The 13,418-nt window shown below is 45.8% G+C and carries 17 protein-coding genes; 8 read left to right on the top strand and 9 right to left on the bottom strand.

Annotated features, from left to right (window positions below):
* The 3 genes from AOC06_RS08570 to AOC06_RS08560 are packed head-to-tail and all read left to right on the top strand — an operon-like array spanning nucleotide 1 to nucleotide 2,290.
* Entirely contained in the window at nucleotides 1-789 is a 789-nt protein-coding gene (locus AOC06_RS08570; RefSeq protein ID WP_215380229.1) for a YoaK family protein, read from the top strand.
* Complete coding sequence (locus AOC06_RS08565) at nucleotides 773-2,047, top strand: MFS transporter (protein WP_215380227.1); 1,275 nt, start codon at nucleotides 773-775, stop codon at nucleotides 2,045-2,047. Before AOC06_RS08570 ends, AOC06_RS08565 begins: the two co-directional genes overlap by 17 nt.
* A 3-nt stretch (nucleotides 2,048-2,050) precedes the next feature.
* Entirely contained in the window at nucleotides 2,051-2,290 is a 240-nt protein-coding gene (locus AOC06_RS08560; RefSeq protein ID WP_215380225.1) for a CDGSH iron-sulfur domain-containing protein, read from the top strand.
* Between the two features lie 6 nt (nucleotides 2,291-2,296).
* On the opposite strand, the gene AOC06_RS08555 is transcribed toward AOC06_RS08560, so the two are convergent.
* Nucleotides 2,297-3,055: a MipA/OmpV family protein gene (locus tag AOC06_RS08555; RefSeq protein WP_215380223.1), complete on the bottom strand. Its 759-nt coding sequence runs from the start codon at nucleotides 3,053-3,055 to the stop codon at nucleotides 2,297-2,299.
* A 44-nt stretch (nucleotides 3,056-3,099) separates the two neighbouring features.
* Nucleotides 3,100-3,312: a hypothetical protein gene (locus tag AOC06_RS08550; RefSeq protein ID WP_215380222.1), complete on the bottom strand. Its 213-nt coding sequence runs from the start codon at nucleotides 3,310-3,312 to the stop codon at nucleotides 3,100-3,102.
* Between the two features lie 72 nt (nucleotides 3,313-3,384).
* On the opposite strand from AOC06_RS08550, the gene AOC06_RS08545 reads away from it, so the two are divergent.
* Nucleotides 3,385-3,621: a hypothetical protein gene (locus AOC06_RS08545; RefSeq protein ID WP_215380220.1), complete on the top strand. Its 237-nt coding sequence runs from the start codon at nucleotides 3,385-3,387 to the stop codon at nucleotides 3,619-3,621.
* A gap of 3 nt (nucleotides 3,622-3,624) precedes the next feature.
* On the opposite strand, the gene AOC06_RS08540 is transcribed toward AOC06_RS08545, so the two are convergent.
* Together AOC06_RS08540 and AOC06_RS08535 are read right to left on the bottom strand one after the other, a co-directional pair.
* On the bottom strand, nucleotides 3,625-5,253 hold the full coding sequence (locus tag AOC06_RS08540) for a peptide chain release factor 3 (protein ID WP_215381912.1): 1,629 nt from the start codon (nucleotides 5,251-5,253) through the stop codon (nucleotides 3,625-3,627).
* Between the two features lie 54 nt (nucleotides 5,254-5,307).
* Nucleotides 5,308-6,051 carry a pseudouridine synthase gene (locus AOC06_RS08535; RefSeq protein ID WP_215380219.1) on the bottom strand — a complete coding sequence of 248 codons (744 nt, stop codon included), beginning with the start codon at nucleotides 6,049-6,051 and terminating at the stop codon, nucleotides 5,308-5,310.
* A 103-nt stretch (nucleotides 6,052-6,154) separates the two neighbouring features.
* On the opposite strand from AOC06_RS08535, the gene AOC06_RS08530 reads away from it, so the two are divergent.
* A complete protein-coding gene (locus tag AOC06_RS08530) occupies nucleotides 6,155-7,483 on the top strand; it encodes a dicarboxylate/amino acid:cation symporter (RefSeq protein ID WP_255879950.1) in 1,329 nt (442 codons plus the stop codon).
* Nucleotides 7,484-7,514: 31 nt separating this feature from the next.
* Here AOC06_RS08530 and AOC06_RS08525 read toward each other — a convergent pair whose 3' ends face one another.
* From AOC06_RS08525 to can, 4 genes are read right to left on the bottom strand one after another with little or no spacing between them, the layout of a single operon-like run.
* A complete protein-coding gene (locus AOC06_RS08525; RefSeq protein WP_215380213.1) occupies nucleotides 7,515-8,933 on the bottom strand; it encodes a serine/threonine protein kinase in 1,419 nt (472 codons plus the stop codon).
* 3 nt (nucleotides 8,934-8,936) lie between these two features.
* Nucleotides 8,937-9,689 (bottom strand): metallophosphoesterase family protein, encoded by a 753-nt coding sequence (locus tag AOC06_RS08520; protein WP_215380211.1) that lies wholly within the window; start codon nucleotides 9,687-9,689, stop codon nucleotides 8,937-8,939.
* A 57-nt stretch (nucleotides 9,690-9,746) separates the two neighbouring features.
* Entirely contained in the window at nucleotides 9,747-10,634 is an 888-nt protein-coding gene (locus AOC06_RS08515) for an LpxL/LpxP family acyltransferase (RefSeq protein WP_215380209.1), read from the bottom strand.
* Nucleotides 10,635-11,306: a carbonate dehydratase gene (gene can, locus AOC06_RS08510; protein WP_215336556.1), complete on the bottom strand. Its 672-nt coding sequence runs from the start codon at nucleotides 11,304-11,306 to the stop codon at nucleotides 10,635-10,637.
* Nucleotides 11,307-11,328: 22 nt separating this feature from the next.
* Between can and AOC06_RS08505 the strand changes: the two genes are divergently transcribed.
* A complete protein-coding gene (locus tag AOC06_RS08505; protein WP_215380207.1) occupies nucleotides 11,329-11,628 on the top strand; it encodes a DUF167 domain-containing protein in 300 nt (99 codons plus the stop codon).
* 14 nt (nucleotides 11,629-11,642) lie between these two features.
* On the opposite strand, the gene AOC06_RS08500 is transcribed toward AOC06_RS08505, so the two are convergent.
* Nucleotides 11,643-12,545: an aspartyl/asparaginyl beta-hydroxylase domain-containing protein gene (locus AOC06_RS08500; RefSeq protein WP_215380205.1), complete on the bottom strand. Its 903-nt coding sequence runs from the start codon at nucleotides 12,543-12,545 to the stop codon at nucleotides 11,643-11,645.
* A gap of 121 nt (nucleotides 12,546-12,666) precedes the next feature.
* On the opposite strand from AOC06_RS08500, the gene AOC06_RS08495 reads away from it, so the two are divergent.
* Complete coding sequence (locus AOC06_RS08495; protein ID WP_215380203.1) at nucleotides 12,667-13,032, top strand: DUF8785 domain-containing protein; 366 nt, start codon at nucleotides 12,667-12,669, stop codon at nucleotides 13,030-13,032.
* A gap of 96 nt (nucleotides 13,033-13,128) precedes the next feature.
* A complete protein-coding gene (locus AOC06_RS08490; RefSeq protein WP_161951824.1) occupies nucleotides 13,129-13,413 on the top strand; it encodes an HU family DNA-binding protein in 285 nt (94 codons plus the stop codon).
* Nucleotides 13,414-13,418 lie beyond the last annotated feature (5 nt).

Below are 13,418 nucleotides of genomic sequence, written 5' to 3'. Positions count from 1 at the left end.
ATGCCGGTTCAATTTCTACAGGCCCTCACTAGCCCGCATCGATCCATGCGCTCAGATTTTCATCTGGGTGTTTACATGGCATTTGTCGCTGGTGCAGTGAATGCCGGCGGGTTTTTGGCGATTGCACGTTATACATCCCATATGAGTGGCATCGTTGCTGGAATTGGGGATGATCTCGCCTTAAGTAGGCTATTGCCAGTTTTGGGAGGGCTTGCGCTTCTGGTGGCATTTGTATTGGGTGCAATGACAACGGCAATCATTGTGAGCTGGGGCCGTAGACAAGCCATTCATAGTCAATTCGCACTCCCGCTTTTAGTGGAGGCATTCTTATTGCTGATATTTGGATTTGTAGGAGATCATCTCAGCTTTTATGTGCCTCTCACAGTCCCTGCAATTGCCTTATTGCTGTGTTTTGTGATGGGATTACAAAATGCTATTGTGACCAAAGCATCTTCAGCAGAAATTCGCACTACCCATATGACAGGGGTAATCACGGATATAGGAATTGAGCTTGGTAAGTTACTTTATTGGAATAAGTCTCAAGCAGCTAATCAACAATATTTTGTTGAAGCCAACCGCAACAGACTCAAAATGCATCTTGCCCTCTTTTTAATGTTTCTGTTGGGTGGCATTATTGGGGCAATGAGTTTTAAAAAGTTTGGTTTCATTGCAGTTGTACCGCTTTCTCTGTCGCTAATGATCATTGCGGCATTGCAGGTTTTGCAAGATATCAAAAATATATTTAGAAGATTAAAAGAAAAGAAAGTTTCTGATGACAGCAATCGCTAAACCTCAATCAAAGTTATCTACCGTTATTCGAGTGACGAGCGGTAACTTTATTGAAATGTATGATTTTTTCTTATTTGGCTTTTACGCTACTTATATTTCTAAGGCTTTTTTTCCCGCAGCCAGTGAATACGCCTCATTAATGCTGACCTTTGCTACCTTTGGTGCTGGGTTTTTAATGCGACCGCTGGGCGCCATTTTTTTAGGTGGATATATCGACAGAATTGGTCGTCGCAAGGGTCTGGTATTGACGCTCTCGATTATGGCTACGGGCACTGCCTTGGTTGCATTCATTCCCTCATATGCCAGTATTGGCTTGCTGGCCCCTCTTTTGGTTTTGCTTGGGCGCTTGTTACAAGGTTTTTCTGCGGGAGTGGAGTTGGGTGGTGTTTCTGTTTATCTATCAGAGATGGCTACGCCTGGACATAAGGGCCTTTATGTTAGCTGGCAATCCGCTAGCCAACAGGCAGCCATTATCTTTTCTGCAGCTTTGGGATATTTTTTGAATGAAACCATCAGCAAAGAAGTCATGTCAGATTGGGGCTGGCGCATCCCATTCTTTATTGGCTGCATGATTATTCCGGTTGTTTTTCAAATTCGGCGCTCTTTACAAGAGACCGAAGCATTCCTTGCTGAAAAACACCATCCTACTTTTAAAGAAATTTTGCAAACCCTGGCCATCAATTGGCAGATTGTATTTGCTGGCATGATGCTCATTGTGATGACTACGGTTTCGTTTTATCTCATCACGGTATATACGCCAACCTTTGGCAAGAGCGTAATGAAATTATCGATAGTGGATAGTTTATTAATTACCTTTTTTGTTGGGCTCTCGAATTTCATTTGGCTTCCTGTCATGGGCGCCTTATCGGATCGGATTGGTCGTTGGCCAATTATGGGTTTATTTTCTGGCTTAGCTTTATTTACGGCATATCCAGCGCTCAGCTGGCTGGTTGCCAATCCGAGCTATGAACATATGCTTGCAGTTGAGCTCTGGCTATCATTTCTATATGGCAGCTATAACGGCGCAACAGTTGCCGCCTTGACTGAAATTATTCCCGCGAGAATCAGAACCACAGGCTTCTCACTGGCCTATAGCTTAGCAACAGCATTATTTGGCGGATTTACCCCCTTGGTATCCACCTGGCTAATTGAGAACACTGGTGATAAGGCATCCCCTGGTTACTGGATGGCGATGGCCGGTGGCATGGGCCTGCTCGCAACGTTTTTGATTTATCGCGGCATTATCAAAGCGAAATAGGGAATGCCTAAGCCCATCATTGCGCAAAAGTCGCCATGTCCATTAGAGGTCGAGGCAGGGCAGGTCTATTTTTGGTGTGCTTGTGGAAAAAGTAAGCGCCAGCCGTATTGTGATGGCTCACACACTGCATCAGGATTCAATCCTTTGCGGGTTGCAGAAGCTGAAGCCAAAACGGTATACCTATGTGCTTGCAAACAAACTATTACGCCACCGTATTGTGATGGCTCACACACCAAGCTCTAGCGAATCTTATTTAAATCGATACGCTAAGGCTACAAAGATGTTGTCTTGAAATGAACGGTTTAGGACAGGGCTATTGTTAATTCCGTTACCGAGCCATTTGCGCTTGCCATATAAATTAACGTACCAACTATCTACTACTGGAATTTCTACCATTAACCCTGCCATTAAATTACTAGTGGCTGGTGCGGTATAAGCTGAGTAGCCGGTAGCAGTAGATTCTCCTGGAGTAATGCCATAGTAGTAGTTCGCATATTGGGAAGACTGCCTCTCAATGCCCACCTGGGGATAAACAACGACATGCGCAAGCGTTTCTATTTCACCAAAATAAGAAAGCTCATAAAGGGCACCCTTTGATTTGCCAAAGTCATGATATGCATTGATAAAGAAAGCCCCGATGGGCGTTTCTTGAAAAGTGCCCACACCTAATGGAATAGGATCACTACGATTGATTGAGGTTCCATTGATCGTAGATTTGACCGTATAAGTATCGAGATTAATTTTTCCACCAAGCTCGAAATAACCATAGCCCATCTTGAAAGTTTTAATACCAACTTCATCGATCCGAGCAAAGAAGCGCTCATAGTCAAAGAAGGCGTAAGGCAGGGCTAAGGATTGAGTGCCCTCGCTACCGATATGCAAATTAGACGTGTACACTGCTGCACCAATATCGCCCACAATATGATCAGGCAAGCCATCAGGAAGATCATCCATCGCAAAGCTAGGTAGAGCAATCACTAAAAGGACGGCAAATAGAATCGATTTCATGGGCAAATAATAAAAGATTAGTAAGCGTTTATCCGAGAATTGCGCTATTTCTTTGGTGTACTAAGGTGATCTAAGGTTTCTTTGGCATACCACCCAATGCGCCCTTCTGGATCCATGCGTTGAACATCTTCTAAAGCGGTTCGCAAAAGCTCATTCTCTTCTTCAAGTTGGTAAACCCGATTACGCAGATTGCTCGCATCTAACCACGAGCCAATCGCGCTAATCAGACGTGCAATCAGGTAGCTCCAGTTAGGCATGTTAATAGTATGCCAAACCTGGCTAATTCATGATTAAATCGAGCAATATCCCGTTAAAACCTGAAAGCACCCATGACAAAACCATCCTATTTCGCACTCATTCTGTGTCTAGGTCTGGCTGCTTGTGCTGCAGAGTTCACTGATGGCTCTGACGCCAATCATGTGACATATCTAAATAGCAATGACTCCTCCATGGCGGAGTTGACTAAAAAAGCACAGGCCTACTGCGAGCAATATGGAAAAGTAGCCTCCTACAGAAACAGTGACACTGCATTAGTAGCAGTGTTCGACTGTAAATTACCTCGTTGAAGCTTAGCCGGCTAGGTCAGATTGAAAAATGAGACCGGCATGCTCCCGAAGAGCATGAAATTGAATGGCTTCCCAGCGCTGGCTAGCAACATCGAGCTCTGATTTATGGGTGACCAGAAATACTGGCGCCCCTACAACATCTTCCGCCATGCGGTGAATATTTTCTTGAATGAATTTCTTTAAAGCGACTGCGTCATCAGAGCTTACCCAACGTGCCAGACTAAACCGAGCTGGAAGGAGTCTAACCTCAGCGCCATATTCGGTTTGTAATCGGTGACTGACTACCTCAAACTGGAGTTGACCAAACGCTCCTAAGAGCATTGTTCCGCCTGACATTGGGCGGAAGACCTGAATGGCACCTTCTTCACCAAGTTGCATGAGTCCGGTTCGTAATTGTTTGGTGCGCAGGGGATCGGCAGATTCAACCATACGAAAAATTTCTGGGGCAAAAAAAGGTAAGCCCGTAAATTGCAATTGCTCGCCTTCGGTAAGCGTGTCTCCTAGACGAAGTAGGCCATGATTTGGTAAGCCAATGATGTCACCAGGAAATGCCTCATCAAGAATATCGCGCCGCTGGGATAAAAAGGAGAGGGCATTATTGGTGCGCACCTCTTTGCCGTTGCGACAGATCTTGAGCTTCATGCCGCGCTCAAAGTGACCAGAGCAAATCCGTAAGAAGGCCACGCGGTCGCGATGGGCGGGATCCATATTGGCCTGAATCTTGAATACCACTGCCGAGAATTTATTCTCAGCAGGACTTACTTCGCGTTGCAGTGCTTTGCGAGACCCTGGCGCTGGTGCTAATTCAACCAGAGTGTTAAGAATTTCTCTAACACCGAAGTTATTAATTGCTGAACCAAAAAATACTGGCGACTGCCGCCCCGCTAAAAAAGCCTCACGATCAAAGGCTGGCATAGCATTCTGAATTAAATCAACTTCTGTAAGCGCTTCATCAAGACTCGACCCGAGACGATCTTTCAGTTGTGCGTCGTTCACATCAATGATGGTGTGAGAGTCTTCGGTAACACGATCTTCACCTGCCTTGAACATCCGCATTTGCGAGTGAGCAATATCGATCACACCTGCAAAAGATTTGCCCATACCGACGGGCCAAGTGAAGGGAACTACTTCAATTCCGAGAGCAGTCTCAATCTCATCCATCAACTCCATCGGTGGTTTTACTTCCCGATCCATTTTATTGATGAAGGTAACAATTGGTGTGTTGCGTGCGCGACAAACTTCTAATAACCGCAAGGTCTGGGACTCAACACCATTGGCAGCATCAATTACCATGAGTGCAGAGTCCACCGCAGTTAAAACTCGGTAAGTGTCCTCAGAAAAATCTTGGTGACCTGGAGTGTCCAGCAAATTAATAATGCAATCGCGATATTCCATTTGCATCACAGAGCTTGCAACAGAGATGCCACGCTGCTTTTCAATTTCCATCCAGTCTGAGGTGGCGTGCCTACTGGCTTTTCTTGCCTTTACGCTACCCGCAATCTGAATCGCTCCCGCGTACAGAAGTAATTTTTCTGTAAGCGTAGTCTTGCCAGCGTCTGGGTGGGAGATGATTGCAAAACTGCGGCGACGAGATACCTCTGCGGCGGTATTGCTGGATGGATTCGTTTCGATGGTAAATCTGCGCTTATTCTGGGAATGACCCTGATTATAAGCGGGCACCCCTTGCTAGAACTGTTCTTCCGGCCGTAAAAAACGCCACTGTCCTGGTGGTAGTGGACCCAAAGAAATTCGCCCCATGCGCACCCGCTTAAGACCTAATACTTTTAGCCCAACCATCTCACACATTCTTCGGATCTGGCGCTTGCGGCCTTCTCTTAAAACAAATCGCAATTGATCCTCGTTTTGCCAGCTGACTTGGGCTGGCTTGAGGACAACGCCGTCTAGGCTGAGGCCATGTTTTAGAAGATCCAAATCGGCAAATGAGAGCTTGCCTTCTACTCTGACGAGATATTCTTTCTCTATAGGGCTGTTTTCCCCAATCAACAGTTTGGCAATTCGTCCATCTTGAGTCAGAACTAGCATGCCAGTAGAGTCAATATCAAGCCGGCCGGCAGGGGCTAAACCACGGGTATTGAATTTTGTGCTGCGGCCTTTATCCAAGGGGCTGGGAAAGTAATTCTCCGGCGTAATCAGGGATGCGGCTGGTTGATACTCTTGTTCATCATCAAAATGGGAAATAAAGCCCACGGGCTTATTCAGAATGACGGTAACCCTGGAGGCCTGCTGTTTTTGGGCGCTAGACTGCAATTCAATTTTTTGATGGCGAAAGGCTCGAACCCCGAGTTCGCTCACAACCTCCCCATCTACCGTCACTAGACCTTGCTCAATATAGCCATCAGCCTCGCGCCGAGAGCAGAGACCTAGCTCTGAGAGCAGTTTTGAAACGCGAACTTTTTCCTGATCTTCCATGAGAGCATTATCAAGCACTGGGGACTTGTGGGCAAAGTATCCATTAAGTTATAAAATCACACGTTTAACCGTTATTAAAACCCCTCTTATAAGCGAGACTAAATTGACCGCGACTCTCAAAAAACCCCCAATTTATAAAATTCTGTACTTTCAAGTGCTCGTAGCTGTTGCAATCGGTGTTTTCATGGGCCATTTTTACCCTGAAGCGGCCGTTGCCATGAAGCCCTTCGGAGATGCATTTATTAAGGGCATTAAGATGCTGATTGCCCCAATTATTTTCTGTACCGTCGTGCTGGGTATTGCGGGCATGGAAGATATGAAGAAGGTGGGCAAAACTGGTGGTTTAGCACTTCTTTACTTTGAAGTTGTGAGCTCTCTAGCCCTCATTATTGGCTTAGTTGTTGTTAATGTATTCCAGCCAGGTTCTGGCATGAATATTGATCCTGCCTCTTTGGATACCAAAGGCATCGCAGCCTATACCGGCCCTGGAAAAATCGGTACCGTTGTCGACTTCTTAATGAATATCATTCCTAGCACTGCAATTGATGCATTTGCTAAGGGCGATATTTTGCAAGTGCTTTTCTTCGCCATCTTATTTGGTTTTGCGTTGCATAAGTTTGGCGGCCGTGGCACTTTAGTATTTGACTTAACAGAAAAGCTATCCCACGTTCTTTTCGACATCATCGGCATCATCATGAAGTTTGCCCCTGTTGGCGCTTTTGGTGCAATGGCTTTCACTATTGGTAAGTACGGGATTGTCTCTTTGTTCTCATTGGGCAAGCTTATGGGTAGTTTCTATATCACTTGCCTACTATTTATCTTCATTGTGCTCGGTCTGATCGCACGCTTTAATGGCTTTAGTATTTTCAAGTTCGTGCGCTATATCAAAGAAGAGTTGCTGATTGTTTTAGGCACCTCTTCTTCGGAGTCGGTCCTGCCGCGAATGATTGAAAAAATGGAAGTCTTAGGAGCCAAGAAGAGTTGTGTCGGCTTAGTTATTCCTACGGGCTATTCCTTTAATTTAGACGGCACCTCGATTTATTTAACGATGGCAGCCATCTTCATCGCGCAGGCTACTAATACCCAAATGACCTTGTTGCAAGAGATCACCTTGCTGTTGGTCCTACTTTTGACCTCCAAGGGCGCTGCTGGCGTTACAGGCAGCGGCTTCATTGTTTTGGCTGCAACTCTCTCTGCCGTAGGTAATGTGCCGGTAGAAGGTCTGGCCATCATTTTGGGTATTGATCGCTTCATGTCCGAAGCCCGCGCCTTAACTAATTTGGTTGGTAACGGTGTGGCAACAATCGTGGTCGCCAATTGGACTGGTGAGCTCGATCACAAGCGACTCAATGCAGTGCTCAATCGCGATAGCTGGATTGAAGCGCAAGAGCCTGAAGTCATTCTAGATCGTCAGCAGGATAAGATGAAGTAATGAGTGTGGTACTTAGCTTGGCGGAGCTAAGCTAAGTACGCACAATATGAACGCTGCAGGAAGCCTCTTCGACTATCTTTGTCATCGAGGTTCTCCAAGGCGTGACTTTGTTGGGCAGTTTATGCGTTGCGCCAATTAAGATTAATGCGGCATCATTGTCCTTAGCGAATTCCACAATTCTGCTGGCCGGATCGAGCGCTTCCAATACATGATAAGAAATTCTTTCAGGAGGAAGCTTCAGTGGCTTAGCCCATTCCATCAGTTGGACTAAGTGGCTGCGCACAATTCCGCTGGCTGTTTCACTTTCTTGGTTGCCTTCATAGGTTGGTGTGCTTGCAATCGTGCTGACACAAATCAAACGACCCTCAGAGTAAGCTTGCAATAAATTTTGAGCGGCGACTTGCATCTTTAGATGAAGCGCTCCATCAGATTGGCGTGTATCAATCGCCGCAATCATCAGAGGTGAATCTTGGTTGCCAGCACTGGGAAGAGGGCTTGGTGAGGGCTCATAACCAGCAGCCCGTAACCAGCGGGTAAGGTTTTCCCAAAAGCTTGGCGGCTCAACTCTATCGGCACGCTCAGTGAGTTTAAGAGACTCATGATCTAACAAGATTTGTCGTAAGCGAGCGGCACTTTGAATTCGACTGGCTGCACGAGGTTCGAGACAACGAAGAATGACCTCTTGAAGCCAACGGGGAATCTCTTTACGAATCCCTCGCGGGGGAAATGGCTCAGCCCATAAACGTTTTCGAAGACCGCCCATGGTTTGAGGGTTGCCAAACGGAAGCTCTCCCGTAAGGAGTTCATACATGATGACGCCAATCGAAAAAATATCACTGCGATAGTCTTCGCGGATACCCACGATTTGCTCTGGTGAGACGTAGGGTGCAGACCCAACACCTTTGCGCATTTCTTCAGCCAGTAGATCTGGAAAGCGGGCATGGTGTGATAGGCCAAAATCAATCAGAGTGAGCTTGCCATGTTCATCAAGCAAAATATTTTCTGGCTTGATATCCAGATGAATTGCATCTTGCGAGTGAAGTGATTGGACTGCTTGGGCTAAGTCAGCGCCAATCTGAATTACCTCTTCAACACTGAACTTTTTTCCTTCTTTGATGAAGTCTTCCAGGGGCCTACCATTCACTCTTTCCATGGCGATATACGGTTGGGTCGCCATACTGCCAGCCCCCAAATATTTAGGAACATAGGGGCTGTTGAGGGCGCGCAAAATAGTAAGCTCAGTCTCAAATCCAATTAAGCTTTCAACGGGCTGATCTTTGCCAACCCGAGGAATCTTCAGAAGAATTGGAACGCCAATGCCTGCTTTTGTGGCCGAGAAGAGGCTGGCCATACCGCCACGATGAACTTCTTTGCCCAATAAGAAGCCATCAACAACCTTGCCCTCTTGAAAAATATCATCGACCGCTTCGATATCTGAGGAAAGTGGCATCGCTTATTTGCCTGTCAGCAGACGATTTGCAAGCTCTTCAGGGAGGCCTGCCCGCCTGACTTTTTCTGCTGCTGTGAAGTGGTCGTAAGGCGTGCGATGAAAGGTAAGCGACTGAGAGTCAGGCTCAAATACTGCAAAGCATGCTGCTGGATTGCCATCACGAGGCTGCCCTAAAGAGCCAACCACGCTGACCCACTTGCGATGATTCATGACCGGCACATCATCACCCGGATGTGGTGCAAAACGAATTAGCTTACCCACGGCACTTTGATAGAAGAGTGCTTGCTCATGAGCATGGCCAACAAAGGTATAAGGCTTGCCAGAACTTTGTGCACATTGCCAGGCACTCATACTGTCGGTGACGTAATTCCAGGCTTCAGGATGATGTGCGGAGGCATGGGTATAGCAAATTTGTTCTTCATGAATGATCAATGGCAAGTCTTTCAAAAACTGCACTTGAGCCGAATTGAGTTGGGTTTTGGTCCACTCAATCGCAGCGCTAGCATTGATATTCATTTGCTGTGTGTAGTCTTTAAAGATGGCTTCATCATGATTGCCGCGGACTGCGATCGCTTGCTTAGCATCTACCAGTGCAGCAATCCTATCGATTAAGGCACTGGGATCGGCGTTATATCCAACCAGATCACCCAGAAAAGCCATGCGTGTGACGCCCAGCTCTTTAGCCCTAGTCATGCAGGCCTCAAAGGCTTCTAAATTACTATGAAGGTCGGCAAAAAGCCCAATACGTTCGCTCATCCTTGAATGATAGGATAAAAGTAGCGGCAACTAAAGACTTGCTTGCTGCCTTGCGTCTTAATAAGGACCGGCTTCTTGATTGGGGCGATTTTTGAAGCGCTTATGGACCCAGTAATACTCTGCAGGTCTGAGCCGAATTTCTTTTTCAAAGATTTGGTTTAATCGAGCCGTATCAGCCTCGGGATCATCGCTAGGGAAGTTTTCTAGGGGTTTACTGATCGAGCAGATGTAACCGGAGCCATCTTCTTTGAGGGTGGTGATCATGGTGCAGACATCAGCCCCCGTAATTTTGGCGAGGCGCGACACTGCGGTAATCGTATTGGTTTGAATATTAAAGAAGGGTACAAAAGTAGAGTCTTTAATCCCCAAATCAATATCGGGGGCAATGATAATAAAACTACCTTTACGAATCTCGCGAATCAATTCCATCGAGTTGCCTTGTCGGTCAATCGAATTGCCACCAAAGCGATTGCGCCATTCAATAATTTTTTGATTGAAGAAGGGGCTCTTCATTTTCTGAAAGAATCCGGAAGTGCGGGGCCAATCATGGGTTTTGGAAAGAGCACTCAATACAATGCTGCCCTCTATGCCGGTGAAGTGCATGTTTACCAAGATACGTGGTTTACGACTGGCAAGGTTTACTTCGGATTGCACTTCAATCATGTCGCTCACTTGCTTAGCGCTACCGAGCCAAATGATACTTTTCTCCACCAGGCTGCGACCGAGCAGGCGCCAATGTTTTCGACTTAACTGATTTATTTCATTGGGGCTTAACTCGGGGAAACACAAACTCAAGTTGGTCTTCACCACACGATTGCGTTCGCTTGGTAGCAAGGCGGCAATGCTACCGAGCAGATATCCAAGATTGACTAGCAGCCTGTAGGGGAGAATTGAAAGAAGCTTTAAAAAACCAACTGCAAGCTGATTTGAAAGATTTTTCAGCAACTAGCTAGACTCATTCTCATAACGCAGCAGAGTTTTTTCGTAACGCACTTTCATTTCCTCTGGAGAGCTAATTGACATTCCTAAATCATTTACTAAGCCAGTCTCTAGGCGGTAAGTCCAACCATGAACAGTGAGGTCTTGACCCCTTAACCATGCATCTTTGACGATGGTTGTTTCGCAAACATTGATCACTTGTTCAATGACATTGAGCTCGCATAAACGGTCTTGGCGTTTTGGCGTAGGCAGTACTTCACCTAAATAACGTTCGTGTTTTTGGTGAACGTCTTTAACATGACGCAACCAATTGTCCGCTAGGCCAACACGGCGATCACTCAATGCGGCGTGGACGCCGGCGCAGCCATAATGACCAACAACGAGAATATGTTTTACTTTTAGCAAGTCAATGGCAAATTGAATCACCGATAAGCAATTTAAATCAGTGTGCACAACGACGTTCGCTACATTGCGATGAACAAATAGTTCGCCAGGTAGTAGATCAACAATTTCATTGGCAGGAACGCGGCTATCAGCACAACCAATCCAAAGATACTCAGGGGCTTGCTGAGAGACTAGGCGCTTAAAAAATTCAGGATCTTCTTTCACCATCGCCTCGGCCCAGGCGCGATTATTGGCAAAAAGACTGTTTAGGGATTCAGAGTTTTTGATTGGCATAATTTAAGTTTAAAGTACTTTGATGACGCCACCTTGGATTAAACAAGCCCCCACTGGGATTGTGCTTAGTATTTATTGCCAGCCTGGAGCTAAGCTCACAAAGGTAGTGGGGCTTTTTGATACTTGCTTGAAAATCTCGTTACAAGCTCCAGCAGCTGAAAACCAAGCCAATGAAATGCTGCTAGCTTGGCTGTCCAAGCAATTAAAAATTCCTCAAAAGCAAATTCAGTTTATTTCTGGTCAGAACAGTCGAAAAAAACGGATTGAAATTTGGGGCTCTATCACCCCTGAGCAGATTAACCGAGCCCTAATGCCCAAGTAATGTTTAGGACTTACTCACCAAAATAGGGCCCACAAAATACCCAGAATTAAGACCCATTTGCCGATGTAATAAACCGGTCGATGTTTGGCTTTAAGCTGCTTTGCCAAACTTCTCAGATGGTAGAAATATTTGAAAAGGACATTTACAAAGCCAACCTTTTCACCCTCAACATTCTGCGAGGATGCCGCACTCATGACGTACTTGCCAAACAAGCGATTAAAGATGCGCATGAACGGGGTATATAAAGGCCTTTCAACATCACAGAACAAGACGATACGCTGATGATCGGTTTGATTGGCCGCAAAGTGAATAAAGGTTTCATCGAACATGACCGCCTCCCCCTCTTTCCAGTAGTAGGGTTGCCCATCTACGTCAATAAAGCACTTAGGGTCATTGGGCGTTACTAAGCCCAAGTGGTAGCGTAAGGAGCCCGCATAGGGGTCGCGATGGCGCACTAAAGTAGCGCCCGGGGGGAGAGAAGCAAACATCGCTGCCTTAATCGAGGGAATCGATTTCAGTAACGCCAGGGTTTTTGGGCACGCCGCAATAGCGGAAGGCATTTCTTTGCCATACCAACAGAGATGAAAGCGCTTCCAGCCCGTTCGGAAAAAAGAGTTGAAGCCTAGATCGTTATAGCCAGTTGCTGCAGCAATGGCCCCATCGGCATTTAAAGAAAGTGCTTCTTGCCGAATGGTTTCCCAATGCTCTTTGAGGGGCGCTAAGTCTGGAAACTGGTCCACTGGAATATAGGCTGTGGGCTTAATCTTTGAAAAAAGATAGAGCATGCAATTGATTGGGGCCAGTAGCACCTGGTAATCCATCAGAGAGCGGACAAGTCCAAAACGGACTTTGCCCCGAAAATAAACGTAGAGCGCAGAGACCACAAAAATGAAAAAGATGATGTGACGTGTTTGCATGAGATTGGGCTGATTTATATGGATTTATTCATTTTAAGTTGCCTAATCTAAACTATTCATCTATTTCTTCATTGAGTATGCTCAAATTGGGGTTTATTAGAACTGGCAAAGGAAATGGCAAATGAATCGATTTCTTAAATGGCTCTTAAGCCTTGTTTTAATTGGATTAGTAGGCTTTTTTGCCTACACCTGGGCTATGCTCAATTGGTCCTATGCCACTGGCGAGAGAGCCGGATATGTACAGAAATTCTCTAAAAAAGGCTTTATTTGTAAAACCTGGGAGGGAGAGCTGGCAATGGTATCGATGCCAGGAACGATTGCAGAAAAATTCTTCTTTACGGTGCGCGATGATGCAGTCGCCCAAAAACTGAATGCTAATCTTGGCAATAAAGTGGCTGTGAAGTATGAGCAACACATCGGTTTGCCCACCAGCTGTTTTGGCGAAACAGAATACTTTGTTTCTGGTGTGGAAGCCGTTCAAGAGTAAAAACTATTTCGCTTTCACTTTATTTTTGTAATTTTTTGTGGTTAAAATCACCTGAGCGCAATCTGCGCCGACATCAATATTAATAAGGAGCTTCACTTGAATAAAGCAGAACTAATCGCAGCGATTGCTGACGATGCTGAGATCTCAAAAGCCAAGGCTGAATTTGCATTAAATTCTGCTATTGAGCACATTATTAAAGCTGTTACTAAGGCTGACTCAGTTCAGTTGATTGGTTTCGGTACTTTCTCATCTGGCAAACGTGCTGCACGTATGGGCCGTAATCCAAAAACTGGTGAGCCACTCAAAATTGCTGCTGCTAAGACTGTTAAGTTCTCTGCTGGTAAAGCATTTAAAGATTCTGTAAATAAGCGTAAGAAGTAATTTGC

It is taken from the genome of Polynucleobacter paludilacus (assembly GCF_018687595.1).
Taxonomy (GTDB): domain Bacteria; phylum Pseudomonadota; class Gammaproteobacteria; order Burkholderiales; family Burkholderiaceae; genus Polynucleobacter; species Polynucleobacter paludilacus.
Note: the sequence above shows the minus strand (reverse complement) of the source record. Positions and strands in the feature narration are given on the sequence as shown.